General features: G+C 70.0%; 25 protein-coding genes. 12 read left to right on the top strand and 13 right to left on the bottom strand.

Annotated features, from left to right (window positions below; all coding sequences use genetic code 11):
* Nucleotides 1-50 precede the first annotated feature (50 nt).
* Both VEB62_RS08455 and VEB62_RS08450 read left to right on the top strand, forming a co-directional pair.
* A complete protein-coding gene (locus VEB62_RS08455; protein WP_324798023.1) occupies nt 51-542 on the top strand; it encodes a pentapeptide repeat-containing protein in 492 nt (163 codons plus the stop codon).
* Nucleotides 543-616: 74 nt separating this feature from the next.
* On the top strand, nt 617-1,540 hold the full coding sequence (locus VEB62_RS08450) for a pentapeptide repeat-containing protein (protein ID WP_324798020.1): 924 nt from the start codon (nt 617-619) through the stop codon (nt 1,538-1,540).
* 33 nt (nt 1,541-1,573) lie between these two features.
* Here VEB62_RS08450 and aspS read toward each other — a convergent pair whose 3' ends face one another.
* Nucleotides 1,574-3,355 carry an aspartate--tRNA ligase gene (gene aspS / locus VEB62_RS08445; RefSeq protein WP_324798017.1) on the bottom strand — a complete coding sequence of 594 codons (1,782 nt, stop codon included), beginning with the start codon at nt 3,353-3,355 and terminating at the stop codon, nt 1,574-1,576.
* 497 nt (nt 3,356-3,852) lie between these two features.
* Between aspS and VEB62_RS08440 the strand changes: the two genes are divergently transcribed.
* Nucleotides 3,853-4,557: a P-loop NTPase family protein gene (locus VEB62_RS08440; protein ID WP_324798014.1), complete on the top strand. Its 705-nt coding sequence runs from the start codon at nt 3,853-3,855 to the stop codon at nt 4,555-4,557.
* A 114-nt stretch (nt 4,558-4,671) separates the two neighbouring features.
* The gene (locus tag VEB62_RS08435; RefSeq protein ID WP_324798011.1) at nt 4,672-5,115 is read left to right on the top strand and encodes an RcnB family protein; all 444 of its coding nucleotides are present in this window, start codon (nt 4,672-4,674) and stop codon (nt 5,113-5,115) included.
* Between the two features lie 52 nt (nt 5,116-5,167).
* Here VEB62_RS08435 and gatB read toward each other — a convergent pair whose 3' ends face one another.
* The 6 genes from gatB to VEB62_RS08405 are packed head-to-tail and all read right to left on the bottom strand — an operon-like array spanning nt 5,168 to nt 9,884.
* Entirely contained in the window at nt 5,168-6,664 is a 1,497-nt protein-coding gene (gatB, locus tag VEB62_RS08430; protein ID WP_324798008.1) for an Asp-tRNA(Asn)/Glu-tRNA(Gln) amidotransferase subunit GatB, read from the bottom strand.
* Nucleotides 6,657-6,926, bottom strand: coding sequence for a hypothetical protein (locus tag VEB62_RS08425; RefSeq protein ID WP_324798005.1), 270 nt, complete (start codon nt 6,924-6,926; stop codon nt 6,657-6,659). Before VEB62_RS08425 ends, gatB begins: the two co-directional genes overlap by 8 nt.
* A complete protein-coding gene (gene gatA / locus VEB62_RS08420) occupies nt 6,926-8,404 on the bottom strand; it encodes an Asp-tRNA(Asn)/Glu-tRNA(Gln) amidotransferase subunit GatA (protein WP_324798002.1) in 1,479 nt (492 codons plus the stop codon). The genes VEB62_RS08425 and gatA overlap by 1 nt, the downstream gene beginning before the upstream one ends.
* A gap of 1 nt (nt 8,405) precedes the next feature.
* Complete coding sequence (gene gatC / locus VEB62_RS08415) at nt 8,406-8,693, bottom strand: Asp-tRNA(Asn)/Glu-tRNA(Gln) amidotransferase subunit GatC (RefSeq protein ID WP_324797999.1); 288 nt, start codon at nt 8,691-8,693, stop codon at nt 8,406-8,408.
* A 55-nt stretch (nt 8,694-8,748) separates the two neighbouring features.
* Nucleotides 8,749-9,363 carry a class I SAM-dependent methyltransferase gene (locus VEB62_RS08410; protein ID WP_324797996.1) on the bottom strand — a complete coding sequence of 205 codons (615 nt, stop codon included), beginning with the start codon at nt 9,361-9,363 and terminating at the stop codon, nt 8,749-8,751.
* Nucleotides 9,360-9,884 carry a hypothetical protein gene (locus VEB62_RS08405; RefSeq protein WP_324797994.1) on the bottom strand — a complete coding sequence of 175 codons (525 nt, stop codon included), beginning with the start codon at nt 9,882-9,884 and terminating at the stop codon, nt 9,360-9,362. The genes VEB62_RS08410 and VEB62_RS08405 overlap by 4 nt, the downstream gene beginning before the upstream one ends.
* Nucleotides 9,885-9,960: 76 nt before the next feature.
* Between VEB62_RS08405 and ruvX the strand changes: the two genes are divergently transcribed.
* The 7 genes from ruvX (at nt 9,961) to topA (ending at nt 18,110) form a co-directional block, all read left to right on the top strand.
* On the top strand, nt 9,961-10,425 hold the full coding sequence (ruvX, locus tag VEB62_RS08400) for a Holliday junction resolvase RuvX (protein ID WP_324797992.1): 465 nt from the start codon (nt 9,961-9,963) through the stop codon (nt 10,423-10,425).
* A complete protein-coding gene (locus tag VEB62_RS08395) occupies nt 10,425-11,348 on the top strand; it encodes an AEC family transporter (protein WP_324797989.1) in 924 nt (307 codons plus the stop codon). The genes ruvX and VEB62_RS08395 overlap by 1 nt, the downstream gene beginning before the upstream one ends.
* Before the next feature lie 23 nt (nt 11,349-11,371).
* Nucleotides 11,372-12,355 (top strand): aspartate carbamoyltransferase catalytic subunit, encoded by a 984-nt coding sequence (locus tag VEB62_RS08390; RefSeq protein ID WP_324797987.1) that lies wholly within the window; start codon nt 11,372-11,374, stop codon nt 12,353-12,355.
* Nucleotides 12,352-13,638, top strand: a complete 1,287-nt coding sequence (locus tag VEB62_RS08385; RefSeq protein ID WP_324797985.1) for a dihydroorotase — start codon at nt 12,352-12,354, stop codon at nt 13,636-13,638. Before VEB62_RS08390 ends, VEB62_RS08385 begins: the two co-directional genes overlap by 4 nt.
* Before the next feature lie 15 nt (nt 13,639-13,653).
* Nucleotides 13,654-14,295: a glycerol-3-phosphate 1-O-acyltransferase PlsY gene (gene plsY, locus VEB62_RS08380; protein WP_324797983.1), complete on the top strand. Its 642-nt coding sequence runs from the start codon at nt 13,654-13,656 to the stop codon at nt 14,293-14,295.
* Nucleotides 14,292-15,386 (top strand): DNA-processing protein DprA, encoded by a 1,095-nt coding sequence (gene dprA / locus VEB62_RS08375; protein WP_324797980.1) that lies wholly within the window; start codon nt 14,292-14,294, stop codon nt 15,384-15,386. The genes plsY and dprA overlap by 4 nt, the downstream gene beginning before the upstream one ends.
* A gap of 93 nt (nt 15,387-15,479) precedes the next feature.
* Complete coding sequence (topA, locus tag VEB62_RS08370) at nt 15,480-18,110, top strand: type I DNA topoisomerase (RefSeq protein ID WP_324797978.1); 2,631 nt, start codon at nt 15,480-15,482, stop codon at nt 18,108-18,110.
* Here topA and VEB62_RS08365 read toward each other — a convergent pair whose 3' ends face one another.
* From VEB62_RS08365 to VEB62_RS08355, 3 genes are all read right to left on the bottom strand, one after another.
* The gene (locus VEB62_RS08365) at nt 18,111-18,530 is read right to left on the bottom strand and encodes a J domain-containing protein (protein ID WP_324797975.1); all 420 of its coding nucleotides are present in this window, start codon (nt 18,528-18,530) and stop codon (nt 18,111-18,113) included. It abuts the gene before it with no gap.
* Nucleotides 18,531-18,534: 4 nt separating this feature from the next.
* Nucleotides 18,535-19,374, bottom strand: coding sequence for a division plane positioning ATPase MipZ (locus VEB62_RS08360; RefSeq protein WP_324797972.1), 840 nt, complete (start codon nt 19,372-19,374; stop codon nt 18,535-18,537).
* A 125-nt stretch (nt 19,375-19,499) separates the two neighbouring features.
* Nucleotides 19,500-20,135: an SPOR domain-containing protein gene (locus tag VEB62_RS08355; RefSeq protein WP_324797969.1), complete on the bottom strand. Its 636-nt coding sequence runs from the start codon at nt 20,133-20,135 to the stop codon at nt 19,500-19,502.
* Nucleotides 20,136-20,228: 93 nt separating this feature from the next.
* Between VEB62_RS08355 and panC the strand changes: the two genes are divergently transcribed.
* On the top strand, nt 20,229-21,071 hold the full coding sequence (panC, locus tag VEB62_RS08350) for a pantoate--beta-alanine ligase (RefSeq protein ID WP_324797967.1): 843 nt from the start codon (nt 20,229-20,231) through the stop codon (nt 21,069-21,071).
* A 122-nt stretch (nt 21,072-21,193) separates the two neighbouring features.
* Here panC and VEB62_RS08345 read toward each other — a convergent pair whose 3' ends face one another.
* The 3 genes from VEB62_RS08345 to VEB62_RS08335 all read right to left on the bottom strand — a co-directional run bounded on the left by VEB62_RS08345 (nt 21,194) and on the right by VEB62_RS08335 (nt 24,149).
* A complete protein-coding gene (locus tag VEB62_RS08345) occupies nt 21,194-21,961 on the bottom strand; it encodes a chorismate mutase (RefSeq protein WP_324797964.1) in 768 nt (255 codons plus the stop codon).
* A gap of 239 nt (nt 21,962-22,200) precedes the next feature.
* Nucleotides 22,201-22,773 (bottom strand): prephenate dehydratase domain-containing protein, encoded by a 573-nt coding sequence (locus tag VEB62_RS08340; RefSeq protein WP_324797962.1) that lies wholly within the window; start codon nt 22,771-22,773, stop codon nt 22,201-22,203.
* Nucleotides 22,774-22,775: 2 nt separating this feature from the next.
* Nucleotides 22,776-24,149, bottom strand: coding sequence for a class II 3-deoxy-7-phosphoheptulonate synthase (locus tag VEB62_RS08335; protein WP_324797959.1), 1,374 nt, complete (start codon nt 24,147-24,149; stop codon nt 22,776-22,778).
* Nucleotides 24,150-24,392: the final 243 nt, after the last annotated feature.

Genomic DNA, 24,392 nt, shown 5'->3' with positions numbered 1-24,392 from the left:
CCAATGTGGCGTGGGATTTGCATCGCCGGGTGCGAGACACGGAGCCCGCCATGAAGCCGATCCTCACCGCCATTCTCGTCGTGGCCGCCGCCACGGCGGCCCTGCCCGCTTCCGCCCAGAACGCGGGCCAGATCGCCCGTGTGCGCGGCGGCGCCAGCTGCGCCGGCTGCAACCTGTTTCAGGGTGACCTCTCCGGTCTTGAAGCGCGGGGACTGAACCTGAGCGGGGCGCGGCTGCGGCAGGCGGACCTGAGCCTCAGCGTGATGAACCGGACGCGGTTCTCGAATGCGGACCTGCGCGATGTGGAAGCCTATGGCGGCGTCTTCTCCAGCTCCAGCTTCGCCGGCGCCAACCTGACCAACGCCAGCTTCGTCGGAGCCTATCTGGATGGCGCGAATTTCAGCGGGGCGACGCTGAGCGGAACGAATTTCGCCGGAGCGTCCCTCGAGCGGGCCACGGGGCTGAGCCAGGGCCGCCTCAATCAGGCCTGTGGTGACGAGGCGACCCTGCTGCCGCCCGGCCTGAGCATCCCGCGCTGCTGATCGGACAGGTCCCCGCCATGCACCTTACGGCGATTTAAGTAGGGTTTGCCGGGCTTTGAGGGCAAAACCACAACGTGACCCAGATCGCTTCGCCCCTGATCCGCCGCCTCACAACCGCCACCCTGGCCGCCGGCGCCGCCATGGCCGCCATGGCCGCGAGCCCGGCCGCCGCGGAGGTCCGCCTGCAGTACGGCGTGCAGGATCGTGACATAGCGCGGATGGTTTCGCTGGGAGGCTCCTGCAACCGCTGCGAACTGTCCGGCCGCGACCTGACCGGCGCCGCCTTCCACGGCGCGACCTTCATCAACGCCACCCTGGTCGGATCCGACCTGCGGGGGGCCGAACTGATGGGCTCCAACTTCTCCGGCAGCGACTTCAGCCGGGCCGATCTGGACGGCGCCACCCTGGTGGGCGCGAACTTTACCGGCGCGAACTTCAGCAACGCCAGCCTGTCCGGCGTCGACGCCTCCGGGGCCACCCTGGTGCGCGCCCGGTTCAGCAACGCCGACCTGTCGGGCGCGGAACTGGTCAGCGTCAACCTGAACGGCGCGGTCCTCGGCGGCGCGGACATGAGCGGCGCGGAGATGGTCGCCGTGACCCTGGCCAACGTCAGCGCCCGGGGCACGGACTTTTCGAACTCGGACATCAGCATGTCCAACCTCTCCAACGGCGACTTCCGTGGAGCCGACTTCTCGGAAACGACGCTGAACGGGGCGCGGCTGACCGGCGGAAACTTCGTCGGCGCGGACTTCGAGGACGCCGGGATGAACCGCACCGACATTCGCGGCGCAGACCTTTCCCGCGCGCGCAACCTGACCCAGGAACAGGTCGGACGGGCCTGCGGCGACGCCAACACCCGCCTGCCGGGCGATCTGACCGCCCGGGCCTGCCGGGGCATCAGCGGCGTCCGGGCCGCGCCGCCGGCGCCGCCCCGGCCCCCGGCCCCACCTGTGCCGCCCCGCAGTCGCAACCTGGTGGTCGCCAGCAGCGGCCGCTGATCAGGGCCCCGCTCCGGCGGGGCCCTTTTCGCATCAGCCCTTGAGCGGCAGGGCCGGCCGGATGTGCAGTTCCTTGTACTGACGTTCGGCCGCGTCCGACGGCGCGCTCATCAGCAGGTCCTGGCCCTGCTGATTCAGCGGGAAGGCGATGACCTCGCGGATGGCGGTCTGGTTGGCCAGCAGCATGACGATGCGGTCGATGCCCGGGGCGAGGCCGCCGTGCGGAGGCGCGCCGTAGCGGAAGGCGTTGAGCATGCCGCCGAACTGGTCCTCGACCACCGAGGCGTCGTAGCCGGCGATCTCGAAGGCCTTGAGCATGATCTCGGCCTTGTGGTTCCGGATCGCGCCCGAGCACAGCTCATAGCCGTTGCAGACGATGTCGTACTGATAGGCGAGGATATCGAGCGGGTTTTTGGTCTCAAGCGCCTCCAGCTCGCCCTGCGGCATGGAGAAGGGGTTGTGGGAGAAGTCGACCCTCTTCTCCTCTTCCGACCACTCGAACATCGGGAAGTCGACGATCCAGCAGAAACGGAATTCGTCGTCGGAGATCAGGTTCAGGTCCTGGCCCAGCTTGATGCGGGCGTTGGCGGCGAACTTGTGGAACACGCCGGGATCGCCAGCGGCGAAGAAGGCGGCGTCGCCCTGCCCCATGCCCAGCGCCTTCATCAGGCCGTCGGTCGCCTCGGCCCCGAGGTTCTTGGCGATCGGGCCGCCCCAGGCCCCCTGGTCCTCGGACCAGAAGATGTAGCCGAGGCCCGGCTGGCCCTCGCCCTGGGCCCAGGAGTTCATGCGGTCGCAGAAGGCGCGCGAACCGCCCTTGGGCGCCGGGATGCCCCATACGGCGTTCTTCGTGTCGGCCGCGAGGATCTTGCTGAACAGGCCGAAGCCGCCGTCGCGGAAATGCACCGAGACGTCCTGCATCTCGATCGGGTTGCGCAGGTCCGGCTTGTCGGTGCCGTATTTGGCGATGCTGTCGCGATAGGGGATGCGGACGAACGGATAGGGGTCGACCGTCTTGCCGTCGGCGAACTCCTCGAACACGCCATGCATGACGGGCTCGATCGCAGCGAAAACATCCTCTTGCGTGACGAAGCTCATCTCGACGTCGAGCTGGTAGAACTCCAGCGAACGGTCGGCGCGCAGGTCCTCGTCGCGGAAGCACGGAGCGATCTGGAAGTAGCGGTCGAAGCCCGAGACCATCAGCAGCTGCTTGAACTGCTGCGGGGCCTGCGGCAGGGCGTAGAACTTGCCCGGGTGCAGGCGCGACGGGACCAGGAAGTCCCGGGCCCCTTCCGGCGAGGACGCCGTCAGGATCGGGGTCTGGTACTCGAGGAAGCCCTGGCCGACCATGCGCTGGCGGATCGAGGAGATGACCTTCGAGCGCAGGACGATGTTCCTGTGCAGGGTCTCGCGGCGCAGGTCGAGGTAGCGGTGCTTGAGGCGGATGTCCTCGGGATACTCCGGCTCGCCGAAGACCGGCAGCGGCAGTTCGGCGGCTTCCGACAGCACCTCGACGCCGGTGACGCGGATCTCGATCTCGCCGGTCGGCAGGTTCGGGTTCACCACCGAGGCCTCGCGGGCGATGACTTCGCCGTCGATGCGGATGACGCTCTCGGCGCGGATGCGCTCCACGGCCTCGAAGCCCGGCGTCCCGGGGTGCAGGACCAGCTGGGTCAGGCCGTAGTGGTCGCGCAGGTCGACGAACAGAAGGCCGCCGTGGTCGCGCTTGCGGTGCACCCAGCCGGACAGGCGGACGGTCGATCCGGCGTCGGCCAAACGGAGGGCGCCGCAGGTGTGGGAGCGGTAGGCGTGCATGGTCGGTTCGTCTTGGAATACGGGCCGGGGGAGGCCTCAAATCGGGAGGCCGGAAGGGCGCATTATCGTCTCCGAAAGTCAAGGTTCACCGGCCCGGACGCACGGGATGGCAGGGTTGACGCCCGAAAAATGCAAACCCGTTCATTTCATGATGTCAAAGACCGGTCGCCGTTACCTGGAAACTGTAGCCGCCGCCCCCGTCAACTTCGGTCGCATCCGGCCCGCGTGCGCGGTGGAAACTGGCAAGTCCTTGGCCGGACTGAGGATTGCCAGGCGGGCGGGCGAAGCCCCGGACCTCCCGGCGCACGGCCATGGCGCTCGATCCCGGGGCTGCAGCGCTTCTTCGGGCGCCCGCCGCAGGGTCGGAATGACAGCCTTTGACCGGGATGACAGGGTACGGGAGTGTCGGGATGGCAGGGTCCGCGGCGTCCACAGGCGCGGCGGCTTGTCCACCGGCGGGGGCGGAACTCAAGCGCGGGTCTGCTATGGTGAACGCAATGACAGCCCGCCCCTCGCCTCCCGACCAGATGCGCCTGGCGCTTCAGCGCGACCTGCCCGAGGGGGCCGAGGGGTTCGTGGTCTCGGACTGCAACCGGGCCGCCCATCAGGCGCTGGCGGACTGGCCCAACGTGATCGGCGGCGTGATGGCGGTTTGCGGGCCGGCCGGCAGCGGCAAGAGCCGCCTGGGGCAAATCTGGGCCGAGCGCGTCGGCGCAGTGGCGCTGCACGGGGCCGAGGCCGCGCTGATCGATCCGCTGGAGCTGGAAGGCCGCCCGGTGCTGCTCGACGACGCGGTGGATGTGGACGACGAGACCCTGTTCCATCTGATCAACCTGGCGCAGGCCCCCGGAGGGGCCTTGCTCCTGGTTTCACCCGAGCCGCCGTCGACGTGGTCGGCCGCCCTTCCCGACCTGCGCTCCCGGCTGGACGCGATCCGGACCGTCGCGGTGGAGGCGCCGGATGACGCGGTGCTGGCGGCCATGCTCGAGGCGCGCTTCGCCGAGCGCGGCATCCGGCCGGCGAAGGACGTCATCCCCTGGCTGCTGCGCCGCATAGACCGATCGGCGGCCGCCGCGGTGGCGGTGGTCGACCGTCTGGACGCCGCGCACCGGCCGGTGACGCGGGCGCTGGCGCGGGAGGTGGTGGAGGGCGCGGACGAAAGCGGGGAGTTGTTCGACCGCCGGTCCGAAGACGTCCCTTAACGGACCGTTCAGCGTCGGTTCAGGACGGCGCGAACAAAATTCCAGCCTTGTCGGGTCTCATGTCGCGGGCTCCGAGGGAAGGCGACCGCGGCTCCAGATGAAGGAGACGTTCAGATGATCAAACCCCTGCTGATCGGCGCCCTGACACTGGCCATGGCCGCGCCCACCGTCGCCTCGGCCCAGTCCTGGCGCGGCGGCGACCGCGATCGCGATGGCCGCTACGAGCGCTGGGAGCGCCGGGCCGACCAGAACCGCTGGGACGGCCGCCGCTATACCGAACGCGAACGCTATCGTGACTGGCGACGCGGCCAGCGCGACCAGTGGCGCGACAGCCGCCGCTACCACGGGCCGCCCTACGGCAACGCCTGGGGCCATCACCGCCGCTGGTATCGCGGCGCGGTGATCCCCTACGACTATCGCCGCGACTGGTACGTCCGCGATTACCGCCGCTACGGCTGGGCCCCTCCGCCGCGCGGCTACGGCTACTACCGGACCGATACCGGCGACATCGTGCTGGCCGCGATCGCGACGGGGGTGATCCTGTCGCTGCTGGATTAATGAACGCGCCCGCTCCGGAATGCCGGGGCGGGCGTTTCATCCAGGACGGCGTCTACAACCCCAGCTTCGCCTTCAGGATGTCGTTGACCGCGGCCGGGTTGGCCTTGCCGCCGGTGGCCTTCATGACCTGGCCGACGAACCAGCCGATGGCCTGGGGCTTTTCGGCGACGGCGGCGGCCTTGTCGGGGTTGGCGGCGATGATCTCGTCGACAGCCTTTTCGATGGCGCCGGTGTCGGTCACCTGGACCAGGCCGCGCGCCTCGACCACCTGACGCGGCGAGCCCTCGCCGGCGCAGACGTGTTCGAAGACCTCCTTGGCCATCTTCGAGGAGATGACCCCCTCCTCGATCAGGGCCACCAGTTCGGCGACCTGCGACGGCGGCATCCAGCAGCCGGCGAAGTCCTCGCCCCGCGCGGCCAGACGCGCCGACAGCTCGTTGGTGACCCAGTTGGCGACGAGCTTGGCGTCACGGCCCTCGGCGGCGGCCTCGAAATAGTCAGCCTTGGCCTGATCAGAGGTCAGCACCACGGCGTCGTATTGCGACAGGCCGTACTGGCTCATCAGACGACGGCGCTTCTCGTCGGGCAACTCGGGCAGCGAGGCCTTGATCTCGTCGATCCACGCCTGCTCGATTTCGAGCGGCAGCAGGTCGGGGTCGGGGAAGTAGCGATAGTCCATCGCCTCTTCCTTGGAGCGCATCGACCGGGTCTCGCCCGCCGTCGGATCGTAGAGGCGGGTCTCCTGGGTGATGGAGCCGCCGTCCTCGAGGATCTCGATCTGGCGCCGGGCCTCGTAGTTGATGGCCTGGCTGATGAAGCGGAACGAGTTGACGTTCTTGATCTCGCAGCGCGTGCCCAGATGGCTGAAGTCGCCGGTCGCCTTGAACTTCTCGTACTGGCCCGGGCGGCAGACCGAGACGTTGACGTCGGCGCGCAGATTGCCCTTCTCCATGTCGCCATCGCAGGTGCCCAGATAGATCAGGATGGTCCGGATCTTCTTGACGTAGGCGACGGCCTCTTCGGGCGAGCGGATGTCCGGCCTGGAGACGATCTCCATCAGGGCCGTGCCGGCGCGGTTGAGGTCGACGTAGGACTCGGTCGGCGACAGGTCGTGGATCAGCTTGCCCGCGTCCTGTTCCAGATGCAGGCGCTCGATGCCGACGTTGAAGAAGGAGCCGTCCTCGGCCTCCACCTCGACGACCCCCTCGCCGACGATCGGGAAGTAGAGCTGGCTGATCTGATAGCCGGTCGGCAGGTCGGGGTAGAAATAGTTCTTCCGGTCGAACTGGCTGCGCCTGTTGATCCGCGCATTGAGGCCGAGGCCGGTGCGGACCGCCTGTTCGACGCAGAATTTGTTGAGCACGGGCAGCATGCCGGGGAAGCCGGCGTCGACCAGCGACACCTGCTCGTTCGGACCCGCGCCGAAGCCGACCGCGGCCCCGGAGAACAACTTGGCCTTCGACGCCACCTGGGCGTGGATCTCCAGCCCCATGACGAGCTCCCACGGGCCAGTGCGGCCCTGGATGGTTTTGGTGGTGGTCTCAGTCATTGTCGCTTCTCGAGTCCTCAATCGATGAGGCGTGTTCATTGGCGCATCTGCGCGCGCGGTCGTGAGTCCAGAGCCGCCAGACGATCAGCAGTGTAAGCACCGTCGACAGGAGGAAGGACATCCAGAAACCGGGGCGCGCACCAGGAGTGAAGACAGCGCCGGGCACCAGCACAGCGTAACCCAGCCCGACCATGGCCAGCGCGGTAACCGGCAGGGCGATCCAGTAGATCGCCATGAAGCCCGTGCTGACGAAACGCTTCATCACCACCACTTCTCCGGCCGGGCTGTGAAGCCCGCCGACTGCTCCAGCACGTCCGCGACCTGGAACACCGTCGCCTCGTCCAGCGCCTTGCCGATGACCTGCAGACCGAGCGGGAGGCCGCCCTTGTCGACGCCGGCGGGCACCGAGATGCCCGGCAGGCCGGCGAGGTTGGCGGTGACGGTGAAGATGTCGTTCAGATACATCTGCAGCGGGTCGATCTGCTTGTCGCCGAGGGCGAAGGCGGCCGAAGGGGTGGACGGGGTCAGGATGGCGTCGACCTTGTCCCAGACGGCGTCGAAATCCATGGCGATGCGGCGGCGGACCTTCAGCGCGCGGACGTAGTAGGCGTCATAGAATCCGGCCGACAGGACATAGGCGCCGATGGTCAGGCGGCGCTGGACCTCCTTGCCGAAGCCCTCGGCGCGGGTCGTCTCATACAGGTCGGTCAGGCTGGACGCCGTCTCCGCCCGGTGGCCGAAGCGCATGCCGTCGTAGCGGGCGAGGTTGGACGAGGCCTCGGCCGGGGCGATGATGTAGTAGGCCGGCAGGGCGTATCTGGTGTGCGGCAGGCTGATCTCGACGATCTCGGCGCCGGCGGCCTTGAGCCACTGGACGCCCTGGTCCCACAGCGCCTGGATTTCGGCGGGCATGCCGTCGACGACGTACTCCTTGGGCACGCCGATGCGCAGGCCCCTGACGCCCTTGCCGAGCGATTGCGTCCAGTCGGGGGTTTCGACGTCGAGGCTGGTCGAGTCCTTCGGATCGAAGGAGCACATCGAACGCAGCAGGATGGCGGCGTCCTCGACCGTTTTCGCGATCGGGCCGGCCTGATCCAGCGAACTGGCGAAGGCGACCATGCCGAAGCGGCTTGCGCGGCCGTAGGTGGGCTTCATGCCGACCGTGCCGGTGAAGGCGGCGGGCTGGCGGATCGAGCCGCCGGTGTCGGAGGCGGTCGCGGCCAGGCACAGGTCGCCGGCCACGGCCGAGGCCGAACCGCCCGAGGAGCCGCCCGGGGTCAGGTCGGCGTTGGAGGCGCGCGACTTCCACGGATTGACCACCGGACCGAAGGCGCTGGTCTCGTTCGACGAGCCCATGGCGAACTCATCCATGTTCAGCTTGCCGAGCATGACCGCGCCGTCGCGCCACAGGTTGGACGTGACGGTGGACTCATAGGGCGGGACGAAACCGCGCAGGATGTTGGAGCCGGCCGTGGTCTGGACGCCGTCGGTGCAGAACAGGTCCTTGATGCCGAGCGGCGCGCCTTCGAGGGCTCCGCCTTCGCCGCGCGCGATGCGGGCGTCGGCGGCGCGGGCCATGTCGAGGGCCTTGTCCGTGGTCTGGATGACGTAGGCGTTGAGGGCCGGATTGGCGGCGTCGATGTTGGCGACGAAGGCGCGGGTCAGCTCCTCGGAGGAGAAAGATTTCGCCTTCAGGCCGTCGAGCGCGGCTTTCAGCGTGAGTCTGGTGAGGTCGGACATTCTATTCGACCACCTTCGGGACCACGAAGAAGCCGTCGGCGGATTTCGGGGCGTTGGACAGCACGGCCTCGACCTTGCCGCCGTCGGTGACGACGTCGTCGCGGAGACGCAGCGGCTGGGCCACGTTGGAGGTCATCGGCTCGACGCCGTCGACGTCGACCTCGTTGAGCTGCTCGATCCAGGCGAGGATGCCGTTCAGCTCCTGCGCCAGCGGCTCCAGGCGGTCTTCCGGGGTCTTGATGCGGGCGAGGTGGGCGACCCTCCTCACCGTCTCTGCGTCGATAGCCATCGGGGCTCCAGCGGCGAACGTGAAGGGGCGGGATTAGCGGGCCGGTCCCCAAATCTCAAGAACGGCGCGCGATTACCGTGATCCAGACGGCCCTTCGGCCGTCGAAGGTGGATCGCCAGTCGACGGCGAGGCCATGCCGCGACAGGCAGTCGGTCATCTCGGCCTCGCGCCAGCGCACCTCCTGATACGTCCCTTCCGGCGCGACGATGGTCTCCTCGCCCTCGCCCTCCTGAAAGGACATCAGCAGCGCGCCGCCAGGACGGAGCGCCGCCGCGATCCGGCCGATGACCCCGTCTACAAGCTCGCGGCCGACATGCTGGATGACATAGAGGGCGACGATGCCGTCCCAGGGGCCGCCCAGATCGCCGGTGATCAGGTCCAGTTGATCCACGGTCCGGCCGCGCTCGCGCTGGACGGCGATGAAGCCCTTCGACAGGTCCGTCCGCCGGACCTGCACGCCGAGGTTCTCCAGCCGGTCGGCGTCCCAGCCGGGACCCGAAGCGACCTCCAGCACCCGGCCGCCGGGCCCGACCGAGGCGGCGAGGCGGTCCAGGGCCTCGACATGATCCGCCGTGGGAGCGTGATCGGTTTCGGCCGCATAATCCGCGGCGGTGGCGTCGTAGCCCGCGACGGTCGCCCGGTTGCGGGCCAGATCTCCGGAACCGCTCACCGGGCCGGCGTGATGGTCACGGTGTCAGGGGCCGTCGCCTCGGGACCGCCGGGCGCATAGCCGACGATGATCCGGCGCTCGGGGCCGCGGGTCACGGCGCCGTCGGGGCCAACCACGTCCTGCGAAACCTTGAGCACCAGCTGGACCTCCTGCTGCTCGACTTCCCAGCTGGCGAAATCGCCCAGCGGGAACACGGCGTGGCCCTCGGCCGGGCCCTTGAAGAAGACCAGATACAGGTGATTGCCGTTGGCCGCCGGATCGCCGCCGGACAGGCTGATCAGCTTGGCGCTGTAGCCATGGTCGTTCAGAGGCTGGACGAAATCGACGGAGGCGGCCATCGCGAGACCGGCGTCGGTCGAGGGCCGCACGGTCTGCGACGGGCCGGACGGACGGGCCTCGGGGGGTTCGGCGGCGGCCGGAGCGGCCCGCTCGGCCGGCGGCACCGCCTCCTTGCGGCTTTCGACGCCGGTATCACAGGCGGCCAGCCCGATCAGGGCGGTAAGGAACAGAAGCGGCTTCATTGGATGACCCTCCCCGTCAAACGTGGCCGGAGCTTTGCACTTTGACACGGGCCCGCGCCAGTCCTACCGGCAGGCCGTGACCGTCATGACCCTCGAAGAGCTCGCCGCCTCGACCCCGCCCGGCACGCCGTGGCTGGGGCTGGACCTCGGCGAGAAGACCATCGGGGTGGCGGCGTCGGACGCGACGCGGATGATCGCCAGCCCGCTGGTGCTGATCCGCAAGACGAAGTTCACCGACGACGCCAATGCGGTGCTGAAGGTGATGGACGGGCGCAAGGCGTCGGGGCTGGTCATCGGCCTGCCGCTGAACATGGACGGCAGCGAGGGGCCGCGGGCGCAGTCGTGCCGGGCCTTCGCGCGCAATCTGCAGCGGCTGCGCGAGGTGCCCGTGGCCTTCCAGGACGAGCGGCTGTCGACGAGCGCGGTCGAGCGGTTCCTGATCGGGGAGCTGGACCTGAACCGCAAGCGGCGGGCCAATGTGGTCGACCGCACCGCCGCCGCCTGGATCCTGCAGGGCGCGCTGGACCGGTTGAGGGGCTGATGGGCGCGCTGTTCGCCGGGGTCGTCCCGGTCTTCGTGCTCATCGCCATCGGCTACGGCCTGCGCCGGTCCGACTTTCTGCCCGATGCGACGTGGCGGCCGGTCGAGAAGCTGTCGATCCACATCCTCTATCCGGGCTTCCTGATCCCGGCGATCTGGAACGCCGACATATCGGGCGGGGGTGCGGGCGCGGCGGGGGCCGCGGCGGTGACCTCGGTGGTGATCATCGCCACCCTGACGCTGGCGCTGAAGCCGCTGATGAAGCTCGATGGCCCGGCTTTCACCAGCGTGTTCCAGGGGGCGATCCGCTGGAACAGCTTCGTCTTCCTGCCGGTGATCCAGGCGGTCTACGGGACCGACGGGCTGGCGCTGGCGGCGGTGGTGATCGCGGCGATGATCCCGGTGACCAACATCCTGTGCGTCATCGTGCTGGTGCGCTGGGGCGCGGACCAGCGGGCGATGTCGCCGCTGTCGCTGGCGAGAGCGATTCTGTCGAACCCGATCCTGCTGGCCTGTCTGATCGGGCTGGGCCTGAATCTGGCGGGCGTTCCGAGGCTGTCGGGGATCTCGGAGACGCTGGAGTTGCTCGGCGGGGCGGCCTTGCCGCTGGGGCTGATCGTGGCCGGCGCGGGTCTGAGCTTCGCCGAGGTGGCGCGGCGCAAAATCACCATCGGCCTGGTCTCCTTCGTCAAACTGGTCGTCACGCCGCCGCTGATGTGGGGCCTGTGCGTGCTCTACGGCGGCGACCAGACGGCCCAGGGCATCGCCCTGCTGTGCGGCGCGGCGCCCGGGGCTGCGGCCAGCTACATCCTCGCGCGGCAGATGGGCGGGGACGCGCCGCTGATGGCGGGAATCGTGGCTTTAACGACCGTAGGGAGCGCGATCAGCATCCCGGTTCTTCTGGCCCTATTCCATCTGGCGTGAGTCCGCCCTATAGCCCGGCTTCGATGACCCAGCCCGCCGCCGTCACCGACCTGATCCACGAGCGGCTGGCGCCGTTCCCGCGCGATCATTTCCTGTCCGCAGGCGACCTGAACGCCGCCACCGTGCCGCCGCTGCTGGACCTGGCCGACGCCTTCGTCGACTTCAACCGGCAATCGTCGAAGTCGCTGGACCTGATGCGCGGCCGCACGGTGATGAACCTGTTTTTCGAAAGCTCGACCCGGACCAGCGCCTCGTTCGAGATCGCGGCCAAGCGGCTGGGGGCGGACGTGACCGCGCTGTCCCCCCGCACCTCGTCCCTGACCAAGGGCGAAACCCTGATCGACACGGCGGCGACGCTGAACGCCATGAAGCCGGACGTGCTGGTGGTCCGCCACTCGGCCTCGGGCGCCGCGGCCCTGCTGTCGCAGAAGGTCGGCTGCGCGGTGGTCAACGCCGGCGACGGGCGGCACGAGCATCCGACCCAGGCGCTGCTGGACCTGCTGAGCCTGCGCCGGGCCTTTGGCGACGTGGGCGGGCTGAGCGTGGCGATCTGCGGCGACATCGCCCACAGCCGGGTGGCGCGCTCGAATGTGGCGCTGCTGTCGATGATGGGCGCGCGGGTGCGGCTGATCGGGCCGCCGACGCTGGTGCCGGGCGACGCCGACCGCTGGGGCTGCGAGGTGTTCCACGACATGCGCGAGGGCCTGCAGGGCGTGGACGTGGTGATGATGCTGCGGCTGCAGCTGGAGCGGATGGAGGGCGCGCTGGTGCCCTCGACCCGCGAGTATTTCCGCTTCTGGGGTCTGGATCGCGAGAAACTGGCCTGGGCGAACCCGGGGGCGAAGGTGATGCACCCGGGCCCGATGAATCGGGGCGTGGAGATCGATTCCGACGTGGCCGACGACCTGACCGTGTCGCTGATCCAGGATCAGGTCGAGATGGGCGTGGCGGCGCGGATGGCGGTGCTGGCCGCCCTGTCCGTGCGGCGCGAGGGAGCCGGGGCATGAGTGCGCTCGCTGTCCTGAACGCACGGCTGCTGGACGCGGCCTCCGACTACGACGGCCCGGGCGCGGTGCTGGTCGAGGACGGGCGGATCGTCGAGGTCATCCACGGCCATGGCGCGGCGGCGCCGCAGGGAGTCGAGGCCGTCGATGCGGGCGGCCTGTGCCTGTCGCCCGGCCTGATCGACATCCGGGTCAAGACCGGCGAGCCGGGGGCGGAACCGAAGGAAACGCTGAAATCGGCCTCGCTGTCGGCGGCCGCGGGCGGGGTGACCACCATCGTCATCCAGCCGGACACCGACCCGTCGATCGACGATCCCGCCATGATCGAGTTCATCCAGCGACGCGGCGCGGCGCTGGGACTGGTCAATGTGCGGGCGGCGGGCGCGGCGACCAAGGGTCGAGACGGCGTCCGCATGGCCGAGATCGGCCTGATGGACGAGGCCGGGGCGCTCTATTTCACCGATGTCGACCGGGTGATCGCCAACAGCCGGATGCTGTTGCGGGTGATGGGCTATGCGGCGGCGTTCAACGCCCTGATCTCGTGCCGCCCGGCAGATCCCTGGCTGAGCGAGGGGGCGGTGGCCACCTCGGGCGAGCTGGCGACGCGGCTGGGGCTGGCCTCGGCGCCGGCCATCGCCGAACGCATCCAGCTGGAGCGGGATCTGGCCCTGGTCGAACAGACCGGCGCGCGCTTCCTTGTCGACCAGATCTCAACCGAAGGCGCGCTGGAGACGCTGGCGCGGGCCCGGGCCCGGGGACTGGAGGTCGCGGCCTCGGTTTCGATCAACCACCTGTGCTTCAACGAGATCGACATCGGCGACTACCGGACCTTCTACCGGATGGACCCGCCGCTGCGGCCCGAGAGCGACCGGCAGGCGCTGATCGAGGCGGTGCGCGACGGGCTGATCGACGCCATCACCTCGGCCCACGCCCCCGCCCCGGCCGAGGACAAGCGCCGCCCGTTCGCCGAGGCGACGCCGGGCGCCGTGGGTCTGGAGACGCTGCTGCCGGCGGCGCTGTCGCTGCACCACGAGGACGGGCTGGACCTGCTGGATGTGCTGCGCCCCCTGACCTGCGGCCCCGCCACGCTGCTGGGGCTGGAGGCCGGGGTGCTGAAGGCCGGCGCGCCCGCCGACCTGATGCTGTTCGACCCGGGCGCGCCAGTGGTGATCGACGCCGACGCCCTGAAGTCCAAGTCGAAGAACTCGCCGTTCGACGGCCGCCGCCTGCAAGGGAAGGTCTTGCTCACCGTCGTCGGCGGACGCATCGTCCACGACGCACGTTAAAGGGGAGCGAATCACTTGCAGGATCTGGTCGGCCCGGCGCTCGGCACGCTCGCCCTCGTGGCTGTGGGCGGCTATTTGCTGGGCTCCATTCCGTTCGGAGTGATCCTGACCCGCGCCGCCGGCGCCGGGGACGTGCGCCAGATCGGCTCGGGCAACATCGGCGCGACCAATGTGCTGAGGACCGGCCGCAAGGACCTGGCCATCGCCACCCTGCTGCTCGACGCCGGCAAGGGCGCGGCGGCGCTGCTGCTGGCGCGATACCTGTTCCCCGGCGTTCCGGCGATGGCCGCGGTGGCGGGCGGCGCGGCCTTCCTCGGCCACCTGTTCCCCGTCTGGCTCGGGTTCAAGGGCGGCAAGGGGGTGGCCACCTTCTTCGGCCTGATGCTGGCGGCGGCCTGGCCGCTGGGCCTGCTGGCGGGGGCCACCTGGCTGCTGGTCGCCGCCCTGTTCCGGATATCCTCGCTGGCGGCCCTCGTCTCTTCCGCCGCCGCCCCGCTCTACGCCCTGCTTCCGCTGGCGGCGCTGGGCCTGCCGACACCCGCGCCGGTCCTGGTGCTGGCCGCCTTCACCGCGGCGCTGATCTGGGTGCGGCATCATCAGAACATCACCCGCCTGCTCAAGGGGACCGAGCCCCGCATCGGCGCCGGGAAGGCGTGACCGGCCGGGCGCCGCTGCCGGAGACGGAGCGGTTCGCCCGATTGCGACTGGCCCGGACCGACCGGGTCGGGCCGGTCACCTTCAAACAGTTGCTGGACCGGTTCGGCACAGCCGAACGGGCCATCGCGGCCCTGCCCGACCTGCTCCGGCGCGGCGGCGGGCATGGGCATGATGTGCCCCCCATCGCGGATATCGAAGCGGAGATCGAAGCCGGCGCCCGGATCGGGGCGCGGCTGATCGTGCTGGGCGACGCGGCCTATCCCGGGATGCTGGCCGCCGTCGATCCGGCACCGCCGTTGCTGTGGACGCTGGGCGACGCCGCCCTGATGGGCCGCCCCTGCATCGCCGTGGTCGGGGCGCGGATCGCCTCGGCGGGCGGGCAGCGCATCGCCCGGGGCCTGTCGCAGCAGCTGGGCGAAGCCGGCCACGTGGTGGTGTCGGGGCTGGCGCGCGGCATTGACGGCGCGGCCCACGCCGGGGCCCTGCCGACCGGGACGGTGGCGGTGCTGGGCGGCGGCGTCGACGATGTCTATCCGCCGGACAACGCCGACCTGTACCGCCAGATCGCCGAACAGGGCTGCATCGTCTCGGAGAGCCCTGTCGGGGCGCGGGCGCAGGCCAAGGATTTCCCGCGCCGCAACCGCATCATCTCGGGCCTGTCGCGCGGCGTCATCGTGGTCGAGGCGGAACTGCGCTCCGGTTCGCTGATCACGGCCCGGCTGGCAGGCGAACAGGGGCGCGACGTGTTCGCCGTGCCGGGCTCGCCGCTGGACCCCAGATCGCGCGGCCCGAACGAACTGCTGCGGCAGGGCGCGATCCTGTGCGAGGGGCTGGAGGACGTCGAGCGCGCCTTCTCGACCCTGCGCACTCTGCGCGAGCCGCCAGCCGACAACCCGTTCGCCGGGGCGCCGGACGACGTGGACGACGCCTTCCTCGAGCGTGTCGCCGCCCTGCTGTCGCCGACGCCGACGCCGCGCGACGAACTGGCCCGGGCGCTGTCCGCGCCGGTCGGGCTGGTCGCCGCGGCCCTGCTGGAACTGAGCCTGGCCGGCCGGGCGAGCCTGCTGCCGGGAGGGCTGGTTTCCCTCTGATCGAACCTCCGAATTCCGGCGGCGATTGACAGCGACGCCCGCGCCAACCACGTTCCGCCCCCTTTCGAGCCCCCTTCAAGGCCCCCTCCCCGCATGAACCTCGTCGTCGTCGAGAGCCCCGCAAAGGCCAAGACCATCAATAAATACCTGGGCCCGGACTTCACCGTCCTGGCGTCCTACGGGCACGTCCGCGACCTGCCGTCGAAGGACGGTTCGGTCCTGCCCGACGACGATTTCGCCATGTCGTGGGAGATCGACGCCAAGGCCTCCAAGCGGATGTCGGAGATCGCCGAGGCGGCGAAGAAGGCCGACCGCGTCATCCTCGCCACCGACCCGGACCGCGAGGGCGAGGCGATCAGCTGGCACGTACTGGAGATCCTGACCAAGAAGAAGGCGCTCAAGGACACCCACGTCGAGCGGGTCACCTTCAACGCCATCACCAAGACCGCCGTGCTGGAGGCGATGGCCAATCCGCGCCAGCTCGACATGGAGCTGGTCGAAGCCTATCTGGCCCGCCGGGCGCTGGACTATCTGGTCGGTTTCACCCTGTCGCCGGTGCTGTGGCGCAAGCTGCCGGGCGCGCGCTCGGCCGGCCGGGTGCAGTCGGTAGCGCTGCGCATCGTGGTCGATCGCGAGATGGAGATCGAGCGGTTCAAGGCGCAGGAATACTGGTCGGTCGAGGCCGACCTGACCGCCGGGAGCCCGCCGTTCACGACCCGTCTGGTCAAGCACGCCGGCAAGCGGGTGCAGCGGCTGGACATCGTCTCGGAAGCCATGGCGACGGCGGCGCGCGAGGCGATCGAGGCCGGGCCGTTCACGATCCGGTCGATCGAGAAGAAGCCGGTCAAGCGCGCGCCCGCCCCGCCCTTCATGACCTCGACCCTGCAGCAGGAAGCGGCGCGCAAGCTCGGCTTCACGGCGCAGCGGACGATGCAGGCGGCGCAGAAGCTGTACGAGGGCGTCGACGACCAGGGCGGCCTGATCACCTATATGCGGACCGACGGCCTGTCGGTCAGCCCCGAAGGCGTCGCCCAGGCGCGCGAGATCATCGGCAGCCGCTTCGGACCGGCCTACGTTCCCGAGCAGCCGCGCTACTACAAGACCAAGGCCAAGAACGCCCAGGAGGCGCACGAGGCCATCCGGCCGACCAACCTCGCCCGCGCGCCCGAGACGCTGCGGCTGGAGAGCGATCTGGCGCGGCTGTACGAGCTGATCTGGAAGCGGATGGTCGCCAGCCAGATGGAGTCGGCGCGGCTGGACCGGACCACGGTCGAGGTCGAGACGCCGGACGGCCTGACCGGCCTGCGCGCCACCGGCCAGGTGGTCGCCTTCGACGGCTTCATGGCGGTCTATGAAGAGGGTCGCGACGACAAGCCGAAAGACGGGGCCGACGACGAGGACGACACCACCCGCCTGCCGGCGCTGAAGGAAGGCGCGGCCGCCAGGGTCGAGGCCATCCGCACCGAACAGCATTTCACCGAGCCGCCGCCGCGCTACTCGGAAGCGACCCTGGTCAAGAAACTGGAAGAGCTGGGCATCGGCCGGCCGTCGACCTACGCCTCGATCCTGACCACGCTGCGCGACCGCGAATACGTCCGCGCCGACAAGGGGCGGTTCTATCCCGAGGACAAGGGACGGCTGGTCACGGCCTTCCTCGAACAGTTCTTCCGCAAATGGGTTGAGTACGACTTCACCGCGGCGCTGGAGACCCGGCTCGACGAGGTGTCGGCGGGGAACCTGAACTGGAAGGTGCTGCTGCGCGAGTTCTGGAGCGACTTCCACCTCGCCACCCAGGCCGCCGGCGAACTGCGCACCACGGCCATTCTCGACGCCCTGAATGAGTCGCTGGGCCCGCACATCTTCCCGCAGAAGGAGGACGGCTCCGACCCGCGCGAATGCCCGCTGTGCCATCAGGGACAACTGAGCCTGAAGACCAGCCGGTTCGGCGCCTTCATCGGCTGCTCGCGCTATCCGGACTGCAAATACACCCGGCCGGTGGCGTCGCCTGACGCGGCCGAGGGGGGCGCCGACGGCGGCGACCGCGAGTTGGGCGTCGATCCGGTCACCGGACAGCCGGTCAACCTGAAGATCGGGCGGTTCGGGCCCTATGTGGAGACGACGCCGCCGGGCGAGGAGAAGCCGAAACGCTCCTCCCTGCCCAAGGGCTGGTCCCCGGCGTCGCTGTCGCTTGAGCAGGCGCTGCGGCTGCTGGCCCTGCCGCGCGAGGTCGGGATGCACCCGGAGGACGGCAAGCCGATCACGGCCGGATTGGGGCGCTACGGCCCGTTCGTGCAGCACGCCGGCACCTACGCCAACGTCGCCGACATCGACGAGGTGTTCGAGGTCGGGCTGAACCGGGCGGTGGTGCTGCTGGCCGAGAAGCGGGCCGGGAAGTTCGCCGGGCGCGGAGCCGCGGCCGCGCCGCTGAAGGATCTGGGCGCCCACCCGGAGACGGGCGAGCCGATCCACGTCATGGCGGGCCGGTTCGGGCCCTATGTGAAGTCCGGCAAGATCAACGCCACCCTGCCCAAGGGCACGGCGCCGGAGGATCTGACGCTGGAGGACGCCCTGCCGCTGCTGGCCGCACGCGCTCTGGCGGCGCCATCCAAGGGGAAGAAGGCGCCGGCGAAGAAGGCCGCGACAGCCAAGAAGCCGGCGGCGAAGAAGGCCGCTCCGAAGAAGGCCGCGGCCAGGAAGCCGGCCGCGAAGAAGGCCGCGACCTGATCAGGGCTTGAGCAGCCGGTCCCGCGCCGCGTTGAGGCGGGAGGCGAGGCCTTCCGTGCCGCCCTGGTCGGGGTGGGCTCGGGCCATCAGCCGCTTCCAGGCCGTGTTGATCTGTTGCGGCGTGGCGTCGGCGCCGACGCCGAGCAGCGAGCGCGCCTCGGCGGCGGTCATGGCTTCGGTGCGGGGCGGCGCGACGCGCTGGCGCGAGGACAGGGTCAGCCACAGGCCCGCGCCGCCGAGCGCGATCGCCGGCAGCCAGGCGCCCCGCGCGGCCAGCAGCACCGCGCCGGCGATCAGCACGGCGCTGAACAGGGTGGCGGCGACGCGCCAGTGGCCGCGGCCGGGGCTTTCCGTCTGACGGCCCAGCCGAACCAGCGCCCAGACGGCGATCGCCGCCAGCGCCAGCCAGACCAGGCTCAAGACCTCACGCCGCTTCGTCCAGCGGCGCGTCGAGCTGGCCGCCGTCAAGCCCCAGCGCCAGCATCAGGTTGCGCAACTCCTGCCTGGCCGCGACGTGGGCCAGCGACACGGCCACCGGCCGCACCTCGTTGGACAGGTCGGCGACGGTCAGGCCGAACGGGAACAGCTCGCGGTAGATGACCCGGTCGCGCAGGCCGGGGCCCATGCGGAAGCCGACCCGGCGGGCCAGCTTCTCCATTCGCTCCTCGAGCCGCTGGCGGTTGCGGGCGGCGGCGACGGCGAGGCGGTTGGTGACCACGATCCAGTCGATGGCGGCGGCGCGGCCTTCGGTGACCGCGCGGTGCTTGCGCGCCTCCCAGACGCTTTCGGAATAGATCGACGGCTTGAGCAGATCGAGGGTGACCGGATCGACCTGGCCCAGTAGGTCGAAGTCGACGAAGCTGTCGTTCATCGGTGTGACGATCTGGTCGGCGAGGCCATGGGCGGTGCGCGACAGCAGGGTGTCGCCCCCGGGCGTGTCGATCAGGATGACCTCGGCCACGGCGCGGGCCTCGGCGAAGGCGGCGTCGAAGCGGGCCAGCTGGGTCGCCTCGTCGGCCTTGGCCAGGGCCTTGCCGTCGCCCATGTCGGGCTCGACCGGCATGGGCAGGCGCTGATCGTTGCCGGCCATCCAGGCGGCGCGATTGGCGAAGAATTTGGCCATGGACCGCTGGCGCAGGTCCAGATCGATGATCGCCACCGTCTTGCCGGCATGCAGCAGGCCGCAGACGATGTGGATGGCGAGCGTGGACTTGCCCGCCCCGCCCTTCTCGTTGCCGACGACGATGACCGTGGGGTCAGCCATGAACTCTCGATGCCTCTGCCCGGCCGCCGACTCGACGCGCAGCCCTGAAACGCCAGAATCGCCGGGCGGGGGCGCGCCGTCAACGAGCGGCGATCAACGGACTGTGGATGTGAGGCGCCGGCGCATCACGCCGCGCGGCGGCACCATGGATCATCGATGCCGGCCGCGGCGCAGACGGCGGCCGCGCCGGCCGCCGGAGCCCGGACTTTCAGCCGGGTCAGGCGACGACCGCCGATCTCGACCCCCTCGAACACCGGCGTCAGGCCGTCGAGGGCCCGGGCCGCATCGCCGTCCCTGAGCTCCGCCCAGGCGGCGCGGGCGGCGGCCTCGCTGGAGTAGGCTCCGATCTGGACCAGGCCGCCGGTAGCGCGGGATGGCTGGGCCGGGCGCAATCCGGCCTGGACCGCGGCGCCGTCGATGCGGGTCGAAACCTTGTGGACGACGGCCTCGACGACCGGGGGCGCGGCGGCGGCGATCAGGCGCGGAGCCTGTTGGCCGGCCACGGCGCGAAGGTCCCCGTCGCGGGCGTCCCACAGGGCGTGCGGATCCATCACCTCGACCCGGAGCGCGGGCCGCAGACCGGCTTCAGCCCCGGCGCCGCGCGTCGGGGTCCGGGCGGCCGACCCGTCCAGCGGGATCGCGGCGACGGACTCGGCGAGGTTTTCGAAGCGGTCCGGATCGCTGTCCACCAGACCGCACGCCGACAGGGTGGCGGCGGCCAGACAGGCCAGCACTGGACGGATGATGAGGCTCGGCGTCATAAGCGGCACATTGCACGCCTGGCTTTGAGGCGCGGTTCACAAGCACGCTTAAGGCGAAGGGTTAATTCGTTCACCATGGCCGAAACACCACTCATGGCCACTGTTCGCGGCGTCACCACCCTGCGCACCACTATAAGCGCGTGGAAACGCCAGGGGTTCACCGTCGGCTTCGTGCCGACCATGGGGGCCTTGCATGACGGCCACCTGACCCTGGTGCGCGAGGCCGGACGGCGAGCCGACCGGGTGTTGGCCAGCGTGTTCGTCAATCCGACCCAGTTCGCGGCGCACGAGGATCTCGGGTCGTATCCGAGGAACGAGGCCCGGGACGCGGACTTGCTGGCCGGCGCGGGGTGCGCGCTGATGTACGCCCCCGCGGTCGAGGAGATGTATCCGGCGGACGCCACGACCACGATCTCCGTCGGCGCGCCGGCCGAGGGGCTGGAAGGCGCGTTCCGGCCGCAGATGTTCGGCGGCGTCGCCCTGGTGGTCGCCAAACTGCTGAACCAGGTCCAGCCGGATGTCGCGGTGTTCGGAGAGAAGGATTATCAACAGTTGATCGTCGTTCGCCGAATGGTGCGCGACCTGGATATCCCCGTCGAGATCGTCGGCTCGCCGACCATCCGCGACGGCCACGGCCTCGCCCTGTCGTCGCGCAACGCCTACCTGTCCGAGGACCAGCTGGACGTCGCCCGGCGGCTGAACGGCGTGCTGGCCGAGGCCGGGGCGAAGGCGGCGGCGGGAGGCCCCCTCTCCGCCATCGAGGCCGGGGCTCGCGACGCCCTGCTGCGAGCGGGCTTCAGCCACGTGGACTATGTGGCGGTGCGGCGGGCGGAGAATCTGGGGGTGTTCGAGGCCGGAGCCGTCGACGGCCCGGGCCGGGTCCTGGCCGCCGCCTGGCTGGGCAAGACCCGGCTGATCGACAATATGGCGATCTGACCGCCCGCCCTGGACCATTTTTGTTTCAGGTCGAATCGACCTGAACCCAAAAAATGGTCCAGATTCGCAGCGGAGCGAAATCTGAGCCCTGATGGACTGCGTCCATCAGAACCGATTTCGCTCTAGCCGATCGAGCCCACGCAGCCCTCGTCGCCGCCGACCGGCAGGACGGAGTCGGTCAGGGACAGGGTCCAGCCGTGGTGGGTGTCGAGGCCGCGACGCCGGATGCCCGAGCCGTCGCCGGCGTCGCCGCCGGCGGTGACCAGCACGCGCCGGCCGCTGGGCAGGGCCGCCGGATCGATCTTGCCGACCGCCAGCGCCGTGGGCGTCTCGCCGCCGAAGCCGTCGAAGACGCTCAGCGACGCCCACTCCCGGCGCAGGCCCATCCACCACGGATCGCCGGCGTTCACGGCCAGCACCGCCACGCCGTGACCCTCGGCGGCCCAGGCGAGCGCGGCCTGGGGATCGCGCACCGCCCGCATGTCGGCGGCGGCGCCGAAGCGGAGACGGGCGCCGTCGAAGGCGCGGGTCGGCTCGACCGGGGACCAGACCTGGACCTGCATCCGGCCCTGACGGGCCAGGCCCCAGCCGACGATCTGGCGCCAGAGGGATTCGACCGCCTCGCGGTTGTCGGGCTCGGCCTGGGCCAGGACGCGGTCGAGCACGGTCTGTTCGCGGTCGGGACGCAGCTTCACGTGGGGGCCGGACGGCGCGTCCTTGGCCTGGCCGACAAGGGCGGCGATGGCGAGGCGGCGTTCGAACAGGGCCAGCAGCTGGTCGTCCAGGTCGTCGATCTCATGGCGCAGGACGGCCAGGGCCATCTGTTCGGCGGAGAGTTCGACGGACGGCCAGGCTTGCTGGAGGGCGGGCTTGGTAATGGACTGGGACACGGGGAGGACTTTCAGATTTCGATGGGCTTTGTGAGGCGTTTTGCGAGCCGCCGCTCCGTCGCGGAGCGGTCGCCGGCGAGGCGGTCAGGACGCGATGCCCAACGCCTCAGCCGGCGTATCGAAAGCCGTAGAAATACAGGTCCGCGGCCGCGTTGAAGCGGGCGAATGCAGTCGCAGCGATGGCTTGCGAGCGGACCATGGGGCTCATTGGCCGCATGGATCGTGCGCCGTCAACCCGTTCAGACGCTCAACAGGACAAATCGCGTGCGGTTGTCGGCTGAATCCTGAATGTCGTTGCGCAGAATCGACAGTTCATAGACCTCGGCTGCCCGCAGGGGCGCCACGGCGGCGCGGGTGGGATCCCCGGCCTCGGCGACGGCGCGGGCCGCCCCCGCCGTATCGAAGGCCTCGACCGGCTCGATGCCCAGACTGGCCAGGACGCCCTTGCACTGGCCCAGGGCGGCGGGATGGCTCTCGGCGGTCCGGACGTCGCCGAGCCGCGCGCCGGGGGTGCCCATCAGGGCCAGACGGATGGGCCGCCAGACCTCCGACACCACCCTCAGGCCCGCCTTCTCGACAAGGGACGCGGCCGGCTCGACGCGGCCGATGGTGGTGTTCTCGACCGGGATCAGGGCGCAGCCGACCTCGCCCGATTTCAGGGCGTCGATGGCCGCCTCGAAGGTGTCGCAGGCGACGGGTTCGTCCCAGGGACGAAGATCGATGACGGCCTCGTGGCTGAAGGCGCCCGGCGCGCCCTGGTAGGCGCAGCGGCCGGGCAGTTCGTCATCGGCAGGGCGGCCGACGCCCTCCACCTCTACGCCGCCTCGGACTGCGGACGCCGTCCGGCCTTGAGCCGCTCGGCGACGAGGAAGGCCAGCTCCAGGGCCTGGTCGGCGTTGAGGCGCGGATCGCAATGGGTGTGGTAACGGCTGGACAGGTCGTCCTCGGTGAGGGCCTGGGCCCCGCCCAGGCATTCGGTGACGTTCTGGCCGGTCATCTCGAGGTGCACGCCGCCGGGATGGACGCCCTCGGCCTCGGCCACGTCGATAAAGCCCTTCACCTCGCCGAGGATGCGTTCGAACGGCCGGGTCTTGTAGCCGTTGCCGGCCTTGAGCGTGTTGCCGTGCATCGGATCGATCGACCAGATGACCCGCTTGCCGTTGTCCTTCACCGCCTTCATCAGGCGCGGCAGGCGCTCGCCGACCTTGTCCACCCCGAAGCGGCCGATCAGGGTCAGTCGGCCGGGCGTGTTGTCCGGGTTGAGCACGTCGATCAGCGGCAACAGGTCGTCCGGCTCCATGGTCGGGCCGCACTTGAGGCCGATCGGATTCTTGATGCCGCGGGCGAATTCGACGTGGGCGCCGTCCAGCTGGCGGGTGCGCTCGCCGATCCAGACCATGTGGGCGGAGGTGTCGAACCATTCGCCGGTGGCGCCGTCGAGGCGGGTCAGGGCGCTCTCGAGATTGAGCAGCAGGGCCTCGTGGCTGGTGAACACCTCGACCCGGCTGAGGTCCGGATGGGTCTCGGGCGTGACGCCGACAGCCTCCATGAAGGCCAGGGCCTCGGTGATCTTGTCGGCCAGTTCGCGATATCTGGCGCCGTAGGCCGTGTCGGCCGCGAAGCCCATGGTCCAGCGGTGGATGTTGTACAGGTCGGCGTAGCCGCCGCCGGCGAAGGCGCGCAGCAGGTTCAGCGTCGAGGCCGACTGGTTGTAGGCCCGGATCAGGCGCTGCGGATCGGGCACGCGCTCTTCGGGCGTGAAGGCCATGCCGTTGATGATGTCGCCGCGGTAGCTGGGCAGTTCGACGCCGTCGATCTGCTCGACCGAGGAGGAGCGCGGCTTGGCGAACTGGCCGGCGATGCGGCCGACCTTCACCACCGGCTTGCGGCCCGCGAAGGTCAGGACGACGGCCATCTGCAGGATCAGGCGGAAGGTGTCGCGGATGTTGTCGGTCGAGAACTCCTTGAAGCTCTCGGCGCAGTCGCCGCCCTGCAGCAGGAAGGCCTCTCCGGCCTCGACCTGGGCCAGTTTGGCGGTCAGGCGGCGCGCCTCGCCCGCGAAGACCAGCGGCGGCATGGCGCGCAGTTCGTCCTCGACGCGATGCAGGACGGCCATGTCCGGATAGTCCGTCGGCATCTGCACGACGGGTTTCTGTCTCCAGCTCTCGGGTGTCCAGCGCGTACTCATCGGGCCAAGATAGGCGGACGGGCGTTCGGGGACAATGAACCGTCGTGACGCATGGGTTTTCTCTTCGGACATGGGTCTTCGCCGCCTCATGCGAGGCGGTGGGGGGAGGGTGCGGGGCGGCCGGGCCTCGCCCGGCTATGAGTTTGTTTTACCGTTTCGACGAGACAGGCCGCCCCGCGTGGCCGTTTTCCACCCGCCCGTCGATTGCCGGCCCTTCTCGGACCTCCTCGACTCGCCGGCCCG

The organism is Brevundimonas sp., from assembly GCF_035626975.1.
Classification (GTDB): domain Bacteria; phylum Pseudomonadota; class Alphaproteobacteria; order Caulobacterales; family Caulobacteraceae; genus Brevundimonas.
The sequence above is the reverse complement of the archived record's forward strand: the minus strand, read 5'-3'. Positions and strand labels throughout refer to the sequence as shown.